The sequence below is a fragment of the Agromyces sp. Y558 genome (assembly GCF_059445415.1).
In genome coordinates this window covers 874,910-891,333 of sequence record NZ_JCAIUH010000001.1, presented here as the reverse complement: position 1 = coordinate 891,333, position 16,424 = coordinate 874,910, and the positions used below count along the sequence as shown (strand labels likewise).

Annotated in this window: 15 protein-coding genes and 1 pseudogene; 6 read left to right on the top strand and 10 right to left on the bottom strand. The window is 67.2% G+C overall.

The annotated features are described in order from the left end of the window. Positions 1–293: 293 nt before the first annotated feature. On the bottom strand, positions 294–1,016 hold the full coding sequence (locus tag AC1C2T_RS04245; RefSeq protein WP_495384359.1) for a pyridoxamine 5'-phosphate oxidase family protein: 723 nt from the start codon (positions 1,014–1,016) through the stop codon (positions 294–296). Between the two features lie 77 nt (positions 1,017–1,093). On the opposite strand from AC1C2T_RS04245, the gene pdxR reads away from it, so the two are divergent. The 3 genes from pdxR to AC1C2T_RS04230 all read left to right on the top strand — a co-directional run bounded on the left by pdxR (position 1,094) and on the right by AC1C2T_RS04230 (position 3,575). Beyond that, on the top strand, positions 1,094–2,554 hold the full coding sequence (gene pdxR, locus AC1C2T_RS04240; RefSeq protein WP_495384358.1) for a MocR-like pyridoxine biosynthesis transcription factor PdxR: 1,461 nt from the start codon (positions 1,094–1,096) through the stop codon (positions 2,552–2,554). A gap of 125 nt (positions 2,555–2,679) precedes the next feature. Then, on the top strand, positions 2,680–3,171 hold the full coding sequence (locus AC1C2T_RS04235; protein ID WP_495384357.1) for a LysM peptidoglycan-binding domain-containing protein: 492 nt from the start codon (positions 2,680–2,682) through the stop codon (positions 3,169–3,171). After that, on the top strand, positions 3,168–3,575 hold the full coding sequence (locus tag AC1C2T_RS04230) for a hypothetical protein (protein ID WP_495361488.1): 408 nt from the start codon (positions 3,168–3,170) through the stop codon (positions 3,573–3,575). The genes AC1C2T_RS04235 and AC1C2T_RS04230 overlap by 4 nt, the downstream gene beginning before the upstream one ends. Before the next feature lie 118 nt (positions 3,576–3,693). Here the strand turns inward: AC1C2T_RS04230 and AC1C2T_RS04225 are convergent, their stop codons facing one another. The 4 genes from AC1C2T_RS04225 to efeU all read right to left on the bottom strand — a co-directional run bounded on the left by AC1C2T_RS04225 (position 3,694) and on the right by efeU (position 8,978). After that, positions 3,694–5,277 carry an MFS transporter gene (locus AC1C2T_RS04225; protein WP_495384356.1) on the bottom strand — a complete coding sequence of 528 codons (1,584 nt, stop codon included), beginning with the start codon at positions 5,275–5,277 and terminating at the stop codon, positions 3,694–3,696. 52 nt (positions 5,278–5,329) lie between these two features. Continuing rightward, positions 5,330–6,835 (bottom strand): iron uptake transporter deferrochelatase/peroxidase subunit, encoded by a 1,506-nt coding sequence (efeB, locus tag AC1C2T_RS04220; RefSeq protein WP_495384355.1) that lies wholly within the window; start codon positions 6,833–6,835, stop codon positions 5,330–5,332. Continuing rightward, positions 6,835–8,040 (bottom strand): iron uptake system protein EfeO, encoded by a 1,206-nt coding sequence (efeO, locus tag AC1C2T_RS04215; RefSeq protein ID WP_495384354.1) that lies wholly within the window; start codon positions 8,038–8,040, stop codon positions 6,835–6,837. Before efeO ends, efeB begins: the two co-directional genes overlap by 1 nt. Positions 8,041–8,102: 62 nt before the next feature. Beyond that, positions 8,103–8,978 carry an iron uptake transporter permease EfeU gene (efeU, locus tag AC1C2T_RS04210; RefSeq protein WP_495384353.1) on the bottom strand — a complete coding sequence of 292 codons (876 nt, stop codon included), beginning with the start codon at positions 8,976–8,978 and terminating at the stop codon, positions 8,103–8,105. A gap of 114 nt (positions 8,979–9,092) precedes the next feature. Between efeU and AC1C2T_RS04205 the strand changes: the two genes are divergently transcribed. Next, positions 9,093–11,312 (top strand): S9 family peptidase, encoded by a 2,220-nt coding sequence (locus AC1C2T_RS04205; protein ID WP_495384352.1) that lies wholly within the window; start codon positions 9,093–9,095, stop codon positions 11,310–11,312. 287 nt (positions 11,313–11,599) lie between these two features. Here the strand turns inward: AC1C2T_RS04205 and AC1C2T_RS04200 are convergent. Further along, positions 11,600–11,833, bottom strand: a pseudogene (locus AC1C2T_RS04200) (recombinase family protein); the annotation flags it as partial. Positions 11,834–12,153: 320 nt separating this feature from the next. Between AC1C2T_RS04200 and AC1C2T_RS04195 the strand changes: the two are divergent. Beyond that, the gene (locus AC1C2T_RS04195) at positions 12,154–12,678 is read left to right on the top strand and encodes a GNAT family N-acetyltransferase (RefSeq protein WP_495384351.1); all 525 of its coding nucleotides are present in this window, start codon (positions 12,154–12,156) and stop codon (positions 12,676–12,678) included. 233 nt (positions 12,679–12,911) lie between these two features. Here the strand turns inward: AC1C2T_RS04195 and AC1C2T_RS04190 are convergent, their stop codons facing one another. The 3 genes from AC1C2T_RS04190 to AC1C2T_RS04180 form a co-directional block, all read right to left on the bottom strand. Next, complete coding sequence (locus tag AC1C2T_RS04190; RefSeq protein ID WP_495384350.1) at positions 12,912–13,217, bottom strand: transcriptional regulator; 306 nt, start codon at positions 13,215–13,217, stop codon at positions 12,912–12,914. Beyond that, on the bottom strand, positions 13,210–13,662 hold the full coding sequence (locus AC1C2T_RS04185; RefSeq protein WP_495384349.1) for a hypothetical protein: 453 nt from the start codon (positions 13,660–13,662) through the stop codon (positions 13,210–13,212). The genes AC1C2T_RS04190 and AC1C2T_RS04185 overlap by 8 nt, the downstream gene beginning before the upstream one ends. 640 nt (positions 13,663–14,302) lie before the next feature. After that, a complete protein-coding gene (locus AC1C2T_RS04180) occupies positions 14,303–14,698 on the bottom strand; it encodes a DUF6228 family protein (protein WP_495384348.1) in 396 nt (131 codons plus the stop codon). A 506-nt stretch (positions 14,699–15,204) separates the two neighbouring features. Here AC1C2T_RS04180 and AC1C2T_RS04175 point away from each other — a divergent pair. After that, entirely contained in the window at positions 15,205–15,693 is a 489-nt protein-coding gene (locus AC1C2T_RS04175) for a hypothetical protein (protein WP_495384347.1), read from the top strand. A gap of 264 nt (positions 15,694–15,957) precedes the next feature. Here AC1C2T_RS04175 and AC1C2T_RS04170 read toward each other — a convergent pair whose 3' ends face one another. After that, complete coding sequence (locus AC1C2T_RS04170) at positions 15,958–16,251, bottom strand: hypothetical protein (protein ID WP_495384346.1); 294 nt, start codon at positions 16,249–16,251, stop codon at positions 15,958–15,960. Between the last annotated feature and the right edge of the window lie 173 nt (positions 16,252–16,424).

Below are 16,424 nucleotides of genomic sequence, written 5' to 3'. Positions count from 1 at the left end.
CTCCTGGTGCTCTTCCGGAACTTCCGACCGGATGCCTCCAGCGTGCTCGCTAAGGTGCCTGAGGCTCATCGGGCGATCGCCCTATTTCGCGGCGCCTCCCCCGACGGGACCCACTTACCCGATGCGCCCGGTTAACGGGAGAGGGTCGGTGCACGGCGGTAGCCGTCACGGCTGAACTGCACGATCGCGGCTGAGACCGCCACGGCGGTGACCAGGCCGAACGCTGCGAGGAACAGGATGGCGAACATCGCGCACCTCCCTTCTGATGGACACTCACGGAATCTGATGAAACCTCAGAGAAGCCTGCGGCCCTGGCCGGTCGATGTCGTCAGGGCGACCACCGAGTCGGGTGTCGGGGTTGACTCCGGCGTGAGCGCCGAACGCTCGGGCGAACCCCAGGCCTTGCCGAGCGGCACGACGCCGGCCCACACGGAGTGGTCCTCGCCGTCGTCGGGAGCCTCGGACGCCCCGGCCGCACGCACCTTCATGACCACGTCGTCGAGGCGAAGCTGCAGCACGCGGGTCGCCGCGGCCTCCTTGCGGGTCGTGGCGCGCACTTCGGCTGAGCGTCCGGGCATGAGTCGTTCGGAGAGCGCGATGAACGCGGCATCCGCTCGCTCGCCCTCGACCGGCTCGAACACACCGTAGACGACGACGCTGCGGTAGTTCATCGAACTGTCGAAGAGCGAGCGGGCGAAGACGAGGCCGTCGAGCGCGGTCACGGCGAAGGCCACGGTCTGGCGTTCGGATGCCGCGCGCAGGGCGAACCCGCCGCCGGTCGAGCCGTGCACCAGCAGATGCTCGCCGTCGCGGGCGTACCCCATCGGCACGATGATCGGCGCACCGTCGACGACGGCGGCGAGGTGGCCGACGAGTTCGGAGTCGAGCAGTTCGAAGAGGGCGTCGCGGTCGGCACTCTGGCGCTCGGGCAAGCGGCGGATGCGGCGGGGTGCGAGTGTTTCGGCGGGTGCAGGGGCGGCGGGGGCCGCGGCGGCCGCGGGGTCGATCGTGGTCATGCTTCGAGTCTCGGCGCTACACTGGTCGTGCCTGCAGTCCAGTTCCTGCAGTTTCCACCAGTCCAGTCTGGAGTCGTATGGACGGGCCGATCCTCACCATCGACCGCGAATCCGGCAAGCCCATCGTCGTGCAGCTCGTCGACGGCCTGCGCCGCGGCATCCTCCGCGGCGCCCTCCGCCCGGGCGAACCCGTGCCTTCGACGCGCGCGCTCGCGAAAGAACTGGGCGTCTCACGCAGCGCTGCCGTCGCGGCGTTCGAGCAGCTCGCCGGCGAGGGCTACCTCGAGATGCGGCAGGGAGCGGCGACGCGCGTCGCAGTACTCGACCCCGCGGCGACGCGCGTCGCGAGCGCTCACGGACTCGACGAGCGAGCGGATGCCGCGACATCCGCTGCGCCGGTCGACGAGCCGCGCATCGACCTCCTGCCAGGTCACCCCTCGACCTCGCGCATCGACCGACGGGCGTGGCGTGCGGCCTGGCGGCATGCCGCGTCACTCGAGATCCCTGCCAATGCTCCGCCGCCGTTCGGTGTCGATCGACTGCGCGCCGAGATCGCCGATCACCTGCGGCACGCTCGAGGCCTCTCATGCGCGCCCGACGACGTCGTCGTCACCGCGGGCACGAGTGAGGCGCTCGGGCTCGTGGCCTTCGCACTCGCATCCGTCGCCGGGCGGGCTCCCGTGGTCGCGGTCGAGCATCCCGGCTACCCGTCGGCGCGCCGCACCCTCGAGCGCCACGGCGCCCGCACCGCACCAGTCGGGCTCGACGCCGACGGGCTCGACCTCGACGCACTGCGACGAATTCCGCACCGCGCCGACGCCGTCATGGTCACGCCGAGCCACCAGTACCCACTCGGCGGTCGCCTGCCCGTCGGAACCCGGCTCGAACTGCTCGCGTGGGCGCGCGCGACCGGCGCCCTCGTGATCGAAGACGACTACGACAGCGAGTTCCGACACCTCGGCCCGCCCCTGCCCGCGCTCGCGTCGCTCGACGAGTCCGGCCGCGTGGTGCTCGTCGGCAGCTTCTCGAAGGTGCTCACGCCATGGATCCGGCTCGGCTACCTCGTGCTGCCGCCGACAGGGGCGAACTCCGAGCTGCGCGACGCGATCGCCCGTGCCCGCGCCGACGAGCCCTGCCCCGTGCCCGGCGTGGTGCAGGATGCCATGGCCGCGCTCCTCGCGAGCGGCGCCGTGCGCCGGCACATCGCGGTCGCCCGGCGCGAGTACGCTCACCGGCGCCGTCTCGTGCTCGCCGCCCTCGACGGGCTGCCCGGCGTCACGCTCTCCGGACTCGACGGCGGGCTGCACGCGGTCATCGGGCTGGCGGATGCCGCGGCATCCGCTGCCGTCGTCGCCCGACTCACGGCGGAAGGCGTCGGCGTCGCACCCCTCTCCGACTATTCCGCGATCCCCGGCGATGGGCAGCCTGGCATCGTCTTCGGCTATGCGGCGCCGAGCGATTCGCAGCTCGTCGAAGGACTCACGCGCATCCGTGCCGCGATCCTCGATCGGCTCTCGCCACGCGGCGCACCGAGATGACGTGATCTGCCGGAATCCCGATGCGAATACGACCATCGGCCACTTGTCGGAAGCCCGACTCGACCCATAGTGTGAACCGACCGGTGCGCCGAGGGCGGCGCGCCGCCCTACGGTCGGGAGGCCCGGTGAAGCGAGCAATCGGCAGGAAAGCGGCATCCGCTCTCGGTCTCGGTGCAGTGCTCGGAGCAGCGGGCGTGCTCGCGCTGAGCGGATGCGTCGGTGCACCCACCCCGCCGCCCGTCACCATCGTCGCGACCGTCACCGCGACGCCGAAGCCCGCTCCCACGCCGACGCCGACGCCGGTCGCAGCGCCGCCCGTGGAGCCCGCGCCGGCCCCCGCTCCCGAGCCGGTGCCGAACGCGCCTGCGCCCGTCTACGAGCCGGGCCCAGCCGTCGATCTCGGCGCGGGCGACGGTGCGAACGGCTCCCCCGTGCTCGACGGGTCGGGCATGCCCATCAGCTACACCGTCGTCTCGGGCGACCACTTCTTCGACATCGCCCAGCGCTTCGACCTGCCGCAGCAACAACTGCTGCGGATGAACCCACAGGTGCACGACTACGGCGAGAACGTCTACATCGGCGACGTCATCAACCTCGACTGGACGAAGACCGGGTGAGCTTCGCTGCCGAAGTCGATGTGATCGTCACGATCGCCCCTTGGAATCCGTGGCCGGTTGCGATTCCCGTGATCACGCTCGCCATCGGCGTCGTCGTCTCCATTCTCGGCACCCGACGCCGCTCGAAGCCCATCCGCGAACTCGGCTTCGTGGTCTTCCTCGTCTCGGCGCTCACGGCGGGCGCGATGGCGTGGACACTCTCTGGCATCTGGGACACCCAGGCGCGCACGCAGGCGCTCGAGGAACTCGGGTACGTCTCACCCACGTTCAGCGGTGGCCTGAGCCTCTCCGACAAGGGGCTGCCGCCAATCGGATTCTCGGCGGAACGCGACGGCGCCAGAGTGAGCGGTGTGCTGATCGACCAGGGCGACGGCCGCTGGCAGGTCAAGGAGTCGACCGAGTGAGCAGCAGCGGCGGCGGCGCACCGCCACCGCGATGAACACCTTCAGTCGCCGGATGCCGCAGCGCCCGGGTCACCCGCACCGAGCGGCTCGCTCTTTCTGGAGCTCCGTGCGCCTTCGGTCAGCCGAGCACGCTTCCCTCAGCGGCCGCCGAGGGTTTCGGGTCGGGCAGCCGCCGCATCCGCAACGCAGTGACGATGCCGAGCAGCCCCGCGAGGATCGGGATGAGCAAGGCGACCTGCAGCGCGATCGGCCGTGACTCGGTGTTGATCGCGATGATCTCCTCCTGCACGTCGTCGGGCTGGTCGGCGAGCAGCTCCTCGAGCTGCTCGTCCGACATCAGCTGGGCGTCCTCCTCGAGGGCGACCGCAACGCGCTGCTGCTCCGCGGGCTCGAGCACCGCGCTCGATTCCGCGCGAGCAGTGAACGTGAAGGCGAGCACGGCGAGCATGATGGCGCCGGCGAAGGCGAGGCCGAACGAGAGCCCGAAGGAACCCGCGGCGGAGTTCACGCCCGCCGCCTCGCTCACTCGTTCGTCGGAGATCGGCGACAGCGTGTAGTTGTTGAGCTGCGAGACGAGCAGCCCGAGCCCGCCACCGGCGATGACCAGCGGAATGGCCAGCCACCACCCCGAGTCGGCACGCGGCACGACCACCACGACCGCGGCCAAGCCGATGACGAGGAGCCCGAAGCCCCACAGGATGATCGAGCTCGGACGGCCGTTCGCTCGCTTCCCGGCCACCAGTGCCACCGCGAACATGCTCAGCGAGAGCGGCGCGATCGAGAGACCGGCGAGCAGCGCGTTGTAGCCGAGCACCATCTGGAGGTAGAGCGGCAGCACGATCATCGAGCCGCCGAGGGCGATCTGCTGCAGAAGCTGGCCGCTCACCCCCGCCTTGAACACCTTCGATTCGAACAGCACCGGATCGATGAGGGTCGCACGCTCGCGTCGTTTGCGTTCCCGCAGCCACCAAACGAACCCGACGAGCGCGATCGCCCCGACGCCGATGATGAGGGCCACGTACTGCCCGCCCTCCTGCCAGACGAGAATGCCGAGCACGATGCCGCCCATGCCGACGACCGAGAGCGCCGCGCCGACCCAGTCGACCGCACGCGAACCGGTGTAGGGCACGTCCTTCACGAGCCCGATGCCCGAGAGCACGACGGCGATGACGATCGCCTCGAGCAGGAACCCCACCCGCCAGGAGAGGAACGTCGTGATGACGCCGCCGAGCAACGGGCCGATGCCCGCTGCGATCGCGGCCGAGGCACCGACGAGGGCGTACACGCGCTTCTGCTGCGCGCCCTGGAAGTTGCCGTGGATGAGGGACTGCATCGCCGGGAGCAGCAGCGACGCACCGATGCCTCCGATGATCGCCCAGAAGATGATGATCGCGGTGAGGTCTTGGGCCAGCGTCATTGCGATCGCGCCGACGGCGTAGCCGAGCAGCCCGAGGATGTAGGCGAGCTTCCGGCCGATGAGGTCGCCGGTCTTGCCGCCGATGAGGATGAACGCGGCGGAGACGAGCGCCTCGAGTGCGATGGCACCCTGCACGCCGCTCGCGGTCGTGCCGAGGTCTTCCACGACCGCCGAGATCGACACGTTCATGAGCGAGGTGTCGACGACGAGTACGAACATCGCCATCGCAAGGAGGAGCGCCAGCCGGCGGCTGAACGGCTTCACGGCGACATCACCGGATTCCATGGCTCACTCAACCACATCTCGCGGTCGCCGGAAAGAGCCAGATCGGGGACGCTCAGGTGAAGAGCGCCTGCCCCACGAACTCGCCTTTCGCCACGCCTCCGGGTACCGCGAAGACAGCGGAACCGACGTGCTTCAGGTACTCGTTGAGCCCGTCGCTCGCGAGGCTCCGCTGCACGTCGATGAACTGCTGCGGCGAGCGTTGGAATGACAGGAAGAAGAGGCCCGCGTCGAGCCGGCCGAGCGAGTCGTTGCCGTCGACGAAGTTGTATCCCCTGCGAAGCATACGAGCGCCGCCGGCGTTCGAGTGGTGCGCGAGTCGCACGTGCGCGTTCGCGTCGATGAGAGGCTTGTCGGCGACGCCAGTTTTCTCGAAGTCGGGCTCCGTGAACTCGGTGCCGCCCGAGAGCGGCGCCCCCTCGCCCTTCGAACGACCCACGAGCTGTTCCTGCTCACCGAGCTGCACGCGGTCCCAGTTCTCGATGATCATGCGGATGCGGCGGGCCACGAGGTACGAGCCGCCCGCGAGCCAGGCCGGGTCATCGGATGCCGCGACCCAGACCTGCTCGTCGACCGCCGCCGTCTCCTCGGCCTTCACGTTCGCGGTGCCGTCCTTGAAGCCGAAGAGGTTCCGCGGCGTCGCCTGCGTCGTCGATGTCGACGAGGTGCGGCCGAAGCCGAGCTGCGACCAGCGCAGGCTCGCGCGGCCGAACGCGATGCGGCTGAGGTTGCGGATCGCGTGCACGGCGACCTGCGGGTCGTCGGCGCACGCCTGGACGCAGAGGTCGCCGCCCGAGATCTCCGGCACGAGCGCATCGCCTTGGAACCGCGGCAGCGGCTCGAGCAGCGCGGGCTTCCGCGCCGCGAGCCCGAACCGATCGGCGCCGCCCGCGTCGCTGAAGAGTCCCGGTCCGAAGCCGAACGTGATCGTCAGCCCACTCGCCGCCAGGCCGAGCGCCTCGCCGGTGTCGGCGGGCGGCGCGTAGTCGGAGCCGCCCACGGCACCGCCCTCGGCGACCTCGAGCCCCTGGCTCAGGCGCGCCGCGGCATCCGTCCACTCCGTGAGCAGCTCGATGAGCCCGTCGCGGTCGAGGGTCTCGGCGACGTCGAAGGCGGCGAAGTGCAGGCGGTCCTGTGCCGGGGTCACGATGCCGGCCTGGTGCGCCCCGAAGAACGGGAACGCGGATGCCGCGGCGCCCGAGGCATCCGTCGCCCCACCGCCGGTCGCGGCGAGCGCCGCACCGGCTCCCCCGGCTGCACCGACCACGGCGCCGGCCGCGCCCGCGCCGAGGAAGCCGAACAGCTGCCGGCGACTGACGCCGCTGTGCGGGTTGAGGAGGCCGTCTGCGGCCGTCTCGAAACCATCGTCACGGGGGGCAGGGTTTCGAGACGCGTCCTCCTTCGTCGGGCGCTCCTCAACCCGCGAAGCAAACGCGTCCTCCTTCGTCGGGCGCTCCTCAACCCGCGAAGCAGACGCGTCCTCTTTCGTCGGGCGCTCCTCAACCCGCGAAGCAGACGCGTCGCCTCCGGCGGCGCTACTCGACGAACGATCGTCGCTCATCAGACCCCGAGCACCGTCGCGGTGAGCTTCGAGAGCGGCTCGGCGAGGGCATTGACCTGGTCGCTCAGCGCCTTCTTGTCGGCGTCGGTGAGCTCGGAGTAGTTCACGAAGCCCGACTCGAGCGAACCGTACTCGCCGAGCGCCGCCTCGAGCGCCGCGAACTGCTCGTCGATCTCGGTCGCAAGGGCAGTGCCCTCGTCGCCCTTCGACTCGGCGAGCGCGCGCACCGCGCCGAACGCGACGCCCGCGCCCTGCACGTTGGCGGCGAAGTCGGAGAGGTCGGTACCCGACCACCAGTCCTCTTCACCGGTGATCTTGCCCGCTGCGACCTCGTCGAGCAGAGCGATCGCACCGTTGGAGATGGCGTCGAGCGAGACCGTGAAGTCGTCGGCGGTCACGAGGTCGTGGAGCTCCGTGACATCCGCCACCAGGCCGTCGGCGTACGCCTGACGCTGCTCGGGAGTCGACGGCGTCCAGTCCTTCAGGGCGTCCTGCCCGTCGGAGTTGAGGTCGCCCGCGGCCGGCGGCCAGAGGTCCTTCTCGATGCGGTGGAAGCCGGTCCACTCGAGCCCGTCGGCGACGGCGTCGACCTCGCGGAAGTCGATCTTCGGGTCGAGGTCGCCGAACGCCTCGGCGGTCGGCTCGATGCGTTCGTAAGGCACGCGCGTCGACGCGAACAGCGAGCGAGCGGTCTCGTCGTCGCCGGTGGCGTAGGCGCCGGCGAACGCCTCGACGAGCGGCAGCAGCTCGGCGGACTGCGAACGCACGTACGCCAGGTACTCGGTGACGGCCTGCTCGCTGAGCGCCTGCTCGTCGGCCGAGACGGCGGACGTCTCACCAGTGACGGTGAACTCGGCGAGCCCGATCGGGGCGCCGACCTGCTGGAACTTGCACGCCGTGTAGTACGTGCCCGGGCCGAGCTGGGCGACGAACTCGACCTCCTGGCCGGGCGTCACGTTCTCCTTCTCGCCCACGATGCGCAGCTGGTCGTCGGCGAGGATCTCGAACTCGTTCACGTCGGAGCCGTTGTTGGCGAGGCTGAACGTCACAGCGCCGGCGGGCGCGGTGGCGGCGGCCACGGCGCATCCGTCATCGGTGATGTCGACGGCGATCGCCGCCGCGAGATCTGACTTCGCGACACAGCCGGTGAGGGCCAGCGCGAGTGCGGTCACGGTAACGGATGCCGCGAGGGCGCGTCGGGTCATGGGGGCTCCTGTTGATCGAGGGTGGGTCTGCAAGAAGTGCCCTGAGCGTGTCGAGGGGGCGGTCATGCGGGAGGGTTCGCTTCGACAGGCTCAGCGAACTCGACAGGCTCAGCGAGTTCAGTTCGAACCGGGCGGCGTCGCCGGTGCAGCATCGCGAGGTAGAGCGTCGTCGTGATGGCGACGTACAACACCCAGCCGATGACCTGCGCCCAGGTCGGCTCGGGCGTGAAGTTGAAGATGCCGCCGAGGAGCGTGCCGTACCAGCTGCCCGGAGGCACGAGCTCGACGAGGCTGAACGCGTGCACGCCCCAGCCGGGAATGACGGAGGCCTCCTGCAGGTCGCCGATGCCGTAGACCAGCACGCCCGCCGCGACGAGGATCAGGAAGAGGCCCGTCCAGGTGAAGAACACCGAGAGGTTGATGCGCACGAGGCCGCGAGAGATACCCCACGAGATGGCGACGGCGGTGAGGATGCCGAGCAGGGCTCCGACCGTGCCGGCCACGGGGTCGCTGCCGCCCGAGACGTTCGCCCACACGAAGAGCGCGGTCTCGATGCCCTCGCGCCCGACCGACAGCGCGCCGAGCAGCACGATCGCGAACCAGGAACGGTCGATCGCGGCATCCACCTGCCCGCGCAGCTCTTTCGAGAGGCCGGCGCCGTGGGCGCCCATCCAGAAGATCATCCAGGTGACGAGCGCGACCGCGACGAGCGAGAGCACGCCGCCGAGCACCTCCTGCGCCTGGAAGGTCATCGCGTATGGACCCCAGGTCAGTAGCGCGCCGACGCCGAGCGAGACGGCGACCGCGATAGCGATGCCGATCCAGAGCCTGCCGTACAGGTCGCGTCGGCCGATCTTGCCGAGGTACGCGATCAGGATGCCGACGATGAGTCCTGCTTCGAGGCCTTCGCGAAGGCCGATCAGGTAGTTGGCGAGCACACGCTTCTCCCGGGTACGAACGGAGTTATTAAGCTAAGGCTAACCTAACTCTGGTTCGCTTCGTGAACAATCTTCGTGATCTGCCGAGCTGCCGGAGGGGCGTACCGTGGGAGCGTGCTGACTCCGCCGAAGACCGAGAAACGACCCACCGAACGCGTGCATCACGGCGACGTGGTCGTCGACGACTACGAGTGGCTGCGGGAGAAGGACGACCCGGCCGTCATCGCGCATCTCCATGAAGAGAACGCCTACACGAAGGCGAAGACCGTGCACCTCGCGATTCTGCAGGAGCAGATCTTCGAGGAGATCAAGACCCGCACTCAAGAGACCGACCTCAGCGTGCCCACGCGCGAGGGCGACTGGTGGTACTTCACCCGCACGGTCGAGGGCCAGCAGTACGGCATCCATTGCCGAGTGCCGGCAGCCGGCGCCGACGACTGGGAACCGCCGGCCATTCCGCTCGCTGAGCCTGTCGAAGCGAGTCGGCAGGGCGAAACGGCGGTCCCTTCGACAAGCTCAGGGAGCCTCCCCGGCGAGCAGGTGCTGCTCGACGACAACGTCGAGGCCGCCGGCCACGACTTCTACTCGCTCGGCAGCTTCGACGTCACCTCCGACGGGTCCACCCTCCTCTACGCGATCGACATCGAGGGCGACGAGCGTTACACGATCCGGCTGCGCTCGCTCGACGGCTCGGGCCGAGAGTACGACGACGTGATCGAGGGCACGTCGGGCGGCGCCACGTTCGACGCGAGTGGTCGCTACGTCTTCTACGCAACGGTCGACGAGTCGTGGCGCCCCGACACGATCTGGCGGCACGAGGTCGGCACCGCGGCATCCGACGACGTCTCGGTCTTCCACGAGCCCGACGAGCGGTTCTGGCTCGGCGTCGGCCTCACACGCAGCCGCAAGTTCTTGCTCATCGAGGCCGGCTCGAACGTCACGAGCGAGACCTGGCTGCTCGACGCTGCGGAGCCGACTGGCGAATTCGCCGTGGTGTGGCCTCGCAAAGACGGAGTCGAGTACGACGTCGAGCATGTCATCGCCGGCGGCAAAGATCGCCTGCTCATCGTGCACAACGACGGAGCCGTCAACTTCGAGCTCGTGAGCGTCGCGGCATCCGACCCGCAGGGCGACCGACGGATGCTGCTGGCCCACGATCCCGCCGTGCGCCTCGAGGGGGTCGACGCGTTCCGCGACTTCGTCGCGGTCGAGTACCGGCGCGAGGGTCTGCCGCGCGTGGCGATCGCGAAGGTGCCCGCCAGTCCGCTCCCTGAGCCTGTCGAAGGGCGCCCGAACAACTACTCCGACGACACCCTGCACGAACTCGCGTTCGACGAGGCGCTGTTCTCGGTCGGCGTCGGCGGCAACCCCGATTGGGAGCAGCCCACGCTGCGCATCGGCTACACGAGCTTCGTGACGCCGTCGACCGTGTACGACGTGGTCGTCGCCACCGGAGAGCGAAAGCTGCGCAAGCGCCAGCAGGTGCTCGGCGACTACGACGCGACCCGCTACGCCCAGCGGCGCGAGTGGGCGATCGCCGACGACGGCACCCGGGTGCCGATCTCGCTCGTGTATCGGCACGACCTCGTCGACCTGGGCACCCCTGCGCCGACCCTGCTCTACGGCTACGGCTCGTACGAGCTCTCGATCGACCCCGGATTCGGCATCTCCCGGCTGTCACTGCTCGACCGAGGCATGATCTTCGCCGTGGCGCACGTGCGCGGCGGCGGCGAGATGGGCCGGCTCTGGTACGAGCACGGCAAGAAGCTCGAGAAGCGCAACACGTTCACCGACTTCGTCGCGGTGGCCCGGCACCTCATTGACCAAGACATCACCGCGCCCGACCGACTCGTCGCGCAGGGCGGCAGCGCCGGGGGCCTCCTCATCGGCGCGGTCGCCAACATCGCGCCCCGCTACTTCTCGGGCTTCCTCGCAGAGGTGCCGTTCGTCGACCCGTTGACGTCGATCCTCGATCCGTCACTGCCGCTCACCGTCATCGAGTGGGACGAGTGGGGCAACCCGCTCGACGACGAAGAGGTCTACTACTACATGAAGTCGTACTCCCCCATCGAGAACGTGCACGATGGCGCCCACGGCGGGCGGCACTACCCGCCCATCCTCGCGGTGACCTCGCTCAACGACACGCGCGTGCTCTACGTGGAGCCCGCGAAGTGGGTCGCTCGTCTTCGGGATGTCGGCGCAGAACCGCTGCTGAAGATCGAGATGGCGGCCGGGCACGGCGGGGTCTCGGGGCGGTACTCGGCCTGGCGCGAGCGGGCGTTCGCGTACGCATGGGTCATCGACGCGGCGGGAGCGCACCCGAGCGGGGAGTGATCCGAGGCGAGCGGATGCCGCGGCATCCGAGGCTCAGAATAGGGTCGGTTCTGCCCGAACCCGGCTGCGAGACATCCTCCTCACTTCCTCACGCGGGAGGAGCCTGAGGAATGCGTCGACGAAAAGCCGGTCTCTCCCGACCTTGAGGTCCGTAAGCAGGCCGGCACCGACGAACGAGTTCAACCACATCGTCGCAGTGGGGCGAGATGCTCATGCGTAGACTTTTCGTCGATTTTTTTACAGGTATTGCGTTCGTGTCAAAAGCTTTGACACGTGATGACAACTGACATGTTCTGTGTCGATCGCCCCAGCCGGTCCAGAGTCGTGACGACGAGAGTGTCACCGTCTTGGAGGGCGTCGAGCGCGCGATCGAAGTTGGTCGCGATGCTCCAGCTCCGGAGCTGCCGTGGTCGACGTAGAGGTCATCGCGCCGGACGCCTGCGGCAAGGATGTCGACCTGTTTGCCGGTCGGTGGATTGCTGGCGCGTCGATACGCGCGCGGAGCCGATCAGCTTCGTCATTCTGCGCTTGGGGTTGTCGCATAACTAACGGTGAGTACTGAAATTCATGCAGGAGGTTATGCGACGTAGTTATGAGAGTCGCCGCCCCGAGATTCCCGGGTTCACGAAAGGCGCGGGGAGCGACGCGTGAGACGTCTCGTATCCCTAGGGTTACGAGGCAGAAACCGTGTCGTGGAGAACGCAAACTTGCGGGTGCTTTCATCGGGCAGGCTACCGGGGATCGCTGTGGCGACGGGACTGGGGTGACCGCCAGGAACGAGCTGGGTGCGAGAGCCGACCGGCAAGGGTGCGGGGCGCGGCGCGGCGGTAACATCGATGACGTGATAGCCACCGCTCGACTTCACCTTCGGCGTTGCCGCCGTACTGATGTGGACGCGGTCCTGGCCTACCGCTCTCGCCCTGACGTCGCTCGCCACCTCAGAGCGGGTGTTTGGACACGCGAGAAAGCTGAAGAGGAACTCGCGACATATGAAGATGCCGCCTTTTCTGAAGCTGGTGACGAACTCGTTCTGCTCGTCGAGGCCCAGAACGCCACCGAAGTGGTCGGTGAGGTTGGTCTCGTGTGGCTCGACGATCAGCCGAAGACAGCCGAGGTGGGCTACGTCTTCGATCCGGCCTCAGGTGGGCAGGGATTCGCGACCGAAGCCGTCGCTGCGCTCGTCCACGCCGCGTTAGACGCGTTCGGCTTCGTTCTGGTCGTGGCGAAGACCGACGAAGGGAATCTACCCTCGAGGGCGCTTTGCGAGCGCATCGGTATGAGCCTCGTGTCAACGTCGGATAGCGACGATGGTCGGGCGGTTCGTGAGTGCCTCTATGCAGTGGACCGGCAACACCTCACCCGGTAGAGGGTCCACTAACGTGCGCGACGTCGCGGTCGACTCGGAGCGACGAAACTGCGGGGCTAGTTGGCACTCCAGCCGGATCTGTCTCGTAACATAAGTGCCTCATAACACATGGGTTGTGACACGCCGAGGTTATGAGACGACTCACCATTGCAGGGGCGAGCTGCGCGGCGCCCATGCGGGCGCGGTGAAGTTCTTTCCGTACCGGCGTTACTGCTGTGTCGACCGCTTTCAGGTCAGGCGGAGGACCCTGCGATCTGTTGCAGTGCACGCACGTGCGCGTCGAACGCGGATCGTCCCGTCCGGGTGAGGGTCAGCCAGGTGACCCGGCGTGCATCGTCGCGGCCTGCGGATGCGGCTTTGCTCGAGGTGACGTATCCGGTTGTGGCGAGAGTCTTCAGATGCTTGGAGAGGGTGGCGTCCGACACGTTCAGTGCGTCACGGAGCACGGCGAAATCAAGATGGTCGACCGGGCGCAGGAGCCCGCAGATGCGCAGCCGCACAGGTGCATGGATGGTCTCGTCGAACCGAGCCTCACTCATGGCGCAATTGCTCCACTGCTGATCGATATGCGACACCGGCCAGCCAAGTCGTCGCCGCGAACGCAACCAAACTGGTAAGCGCGACAGCCCACTGCATACCGAACGACACGAAACCGAGAGAGATGCTAAAGAGCAGAAGGCAAACGGCGATGATCCCGACCATCGCCCAGCCAGCACGCGTGCCCATCTTGCGAAAGCGGACGCCGGTCTCGCGCCGGATCAAGTACGCGACCACGAGCGTGCCGACCAGGGCCAGCCAAACCGACGAAGGCGGTTCGTAGTTCTCGCCGGGATTAGTGGTGACAGCAGCCGATACCCACCACGCACCCACGCCTCCGAAGGCCGCCAACAACACCCATGGCACGTGCACGCTCGCGGCAAGGCGTTCCCGGTCGGTCGACAGCGTGTTCAGCGCCGCTGTGGCTTCGTCTGGTGAGGGATACATAGAATGATTTTCCACAATGGAAAGCGTAACGGTTTCTTTCCAGACCGGCAAGTAACTTGGTGCGCGACCGGGTAGCGAAAAGGTCCGGTCTGGTCTGCGCCAGCCGGATGTTCAGGTCATCGGACTACATACTCGGAAGTGAATAGAAGACTGTGGCACACCGTGTTGTTAGTCGCCATACGCACCCTTCACGCCCGTCTCGTATCCCATGGGATATGAGATGTTGTGGCCGCTCTGGATGTTGGCGGATCCAGCTTGATGCGCCAACTAGAGACCACAGAATGCGGCCGAAGAGCGCCAGAGATCACAGGCCGGGATAGCGCGGAGCAGCAATCAAGCACCTACCAACCGGCCATCGTCTCAGAAAGCTGTACTTTCCTGAGACGGCTGTCAGTGGCTGCTACGACGCCGTAGATCGCTGCCTCGCGACGGGGCTCTCCTGACTAGAGTCCCTGGAATTGGTCGAGGATTGGGAGTTCCAGACCCGGGTGGGTTGGACGCGCGACGAGGCTCTCGATCTCTGGGGCCGAATCGATGACGTGCTCCATCAAACTCGACGCCCTGATTAGAACCCTTTGCGGATCCGTCGTCGAGACCTGCAAAGGCCTAATCGCGCATCGCGCACCTACGCGACGTGATTTCATCTTTCGAAGAGGCGTGCAACCTCGGCCCGCGCGGCAGAAAGGTCCTCGCCGGCACCGATGCTCAGTTCGACCTGAACCTTCCAGTCCGAGGGTGATTCGACGCTCATGGAGAAGATCACGTGAGACCCCGAGTGAGTGGCGGCGAAGGCGAGATCTCCCTCAAGGGAGATCCACGTCTTCGTTCCCTGCCAGCCGCGCCACCGTCGTTCCAAGTCAGTGAAATACTTCACCAGGCCACGGAAGTCGGGGTACTCACCGACCCACTGAGTAGCCCTCAGACCATTGGCGCTCACTTGCACAAGCGCTCGGTCTGGTGCACTGCCGTGCAAGCCGCCGACATCGACGACGGACACCCCTTCGCTTTCAGTGCCCAAGACGATGACCGGTTCCACGTGTACAGTCTCGCTCCTCGGCGATCCGGCTGCGGGCGTCCGATCAGGGATCCCGCTACGAGATGCACGTTCCCCCTAGTGACGGACCAACCCGCCGCGCTACCGTTGGAGAGAGATCCGGAAGGCAGGTCGATGTCTACGACTCATGGCGACTCGGAGTTTCCCCGATCGTTGGGGAAGGTGGCGACGCGCAAACTCGAGATCCATCACTTCACCCGATACGACCAGTTGGCGGCAGTCTCGGAGTCGGAATTGCTGAAGATTCATGGCGTGGGCCCGAAAGCAATCCGTATCCTCCGAGAAGAGCTGACAGCACGCGGACTCAGCTTTCGGCAGTGAGCCGCGGAGGGATCGGCTTTCGGGCAAGCCATGGAGAACTCTGCGTACCTCGGCCGATCCGCACGCTTCAGCAGTAGTAGGGCGACCCGGCGCTGAGTGCACGGGACGGCAATCGCATGATCGATGTGCGTGGCCAACGGCTCCGGGAGATCGCATACGCTCGGGCCATGTCGCGAAGATTTCCGCTAGCCGCCCGAACAACAGCTGGGCTGATAGGTGGGCTCATTTCCGTGGGGCTGCTGGCTGGGTGCAGCCTCTTCGAGCTGAGGACGTCGTCTCCCGATGAGGTCGAGACAGCGGGCCTGCGGATCTCAGCTGATCAGATCGGGTACTCCCTCGACGGCTACTGCGGAGTCGGAGTGAAAGTCGAGAACGTCAGCCCCACACCGATCGAGTTCAACGAAAGCGACCTTGCAGTATTCGGCGGCTCAAGCTCGACCGAGTGGGATCTTCCCTTCGGCGGTCGCGCCGGATCAGTGACGACGGAGCACCGAGGTTATGCGATCGGCGAGTTCCCCTCGATCATCGAGCCGGGCGCGAGCGCTACGGATGCCTTCGTCGTGTACTGCAAGGAAAGCAGCACGTATACGGTCACCGTCGCCTCACTCGACGGCGACAGCGCCTCATTCGATTTCACCAGCGCGCCAGGCGGTTGACAGGGGCGCAACGACGATCGAGCTCCGGCGGTCTCCTGCCATGGATCCCTTGCGGACGCCGTCTGAGTAACGGTGCGGGAACCCGGGTTCTGCGAACATCGGCGGACCCGGTGAGGGCAAGCACGGTGGTGAGCAGCGCGGGGGACGTCGAGGATGCGGATGGTTATTCGACAACAACCATGTAGGCCTCGTGCGATACCGCCCAGTCGGTAGCCGCCGCGATCATCGGGTCTTGGTCGGTGAAACTCGGCAGCGTGACTCGCACTAAGCGGCTACGAGATCATCCGGCAGCGGAAGCCCGAGCACCATTATCAAGCGACGCACAGTGTCCTCGACGAAGTCATCCGTTGGCTCTTCGACTCCGGGTTCGGCCAGCAACGACCGCACGCGCGCTGGGTCGACTTCCGCGGAAAGCACCTCGCGCGCCCAGACCGACAGTCCGGCGGCCTGCTCGTCAAGATTCACGTCATCGCTCGCAGTCGGGTCTTCGAAGTAGTCGCGGGGTTGAAAGCCGAGGTAGGCCCGCCCGCCGTGTTGTGGGCCAGGGGCGTATGTCACCGTCGCAACGTCGCTGTCGTGAAGCGAAACCGCAAGAAACGGGCCGTGACTCGCCTCGTGCGAGGACCACCGTCCGTCGACAAAGACGTACGCCTCGAAAGATCCCATGCGGCAAAGCCTCGCAGATGATCAGTCGGGCGCAACACTGCCCGGGGATGGATCCTCAAGTGAGA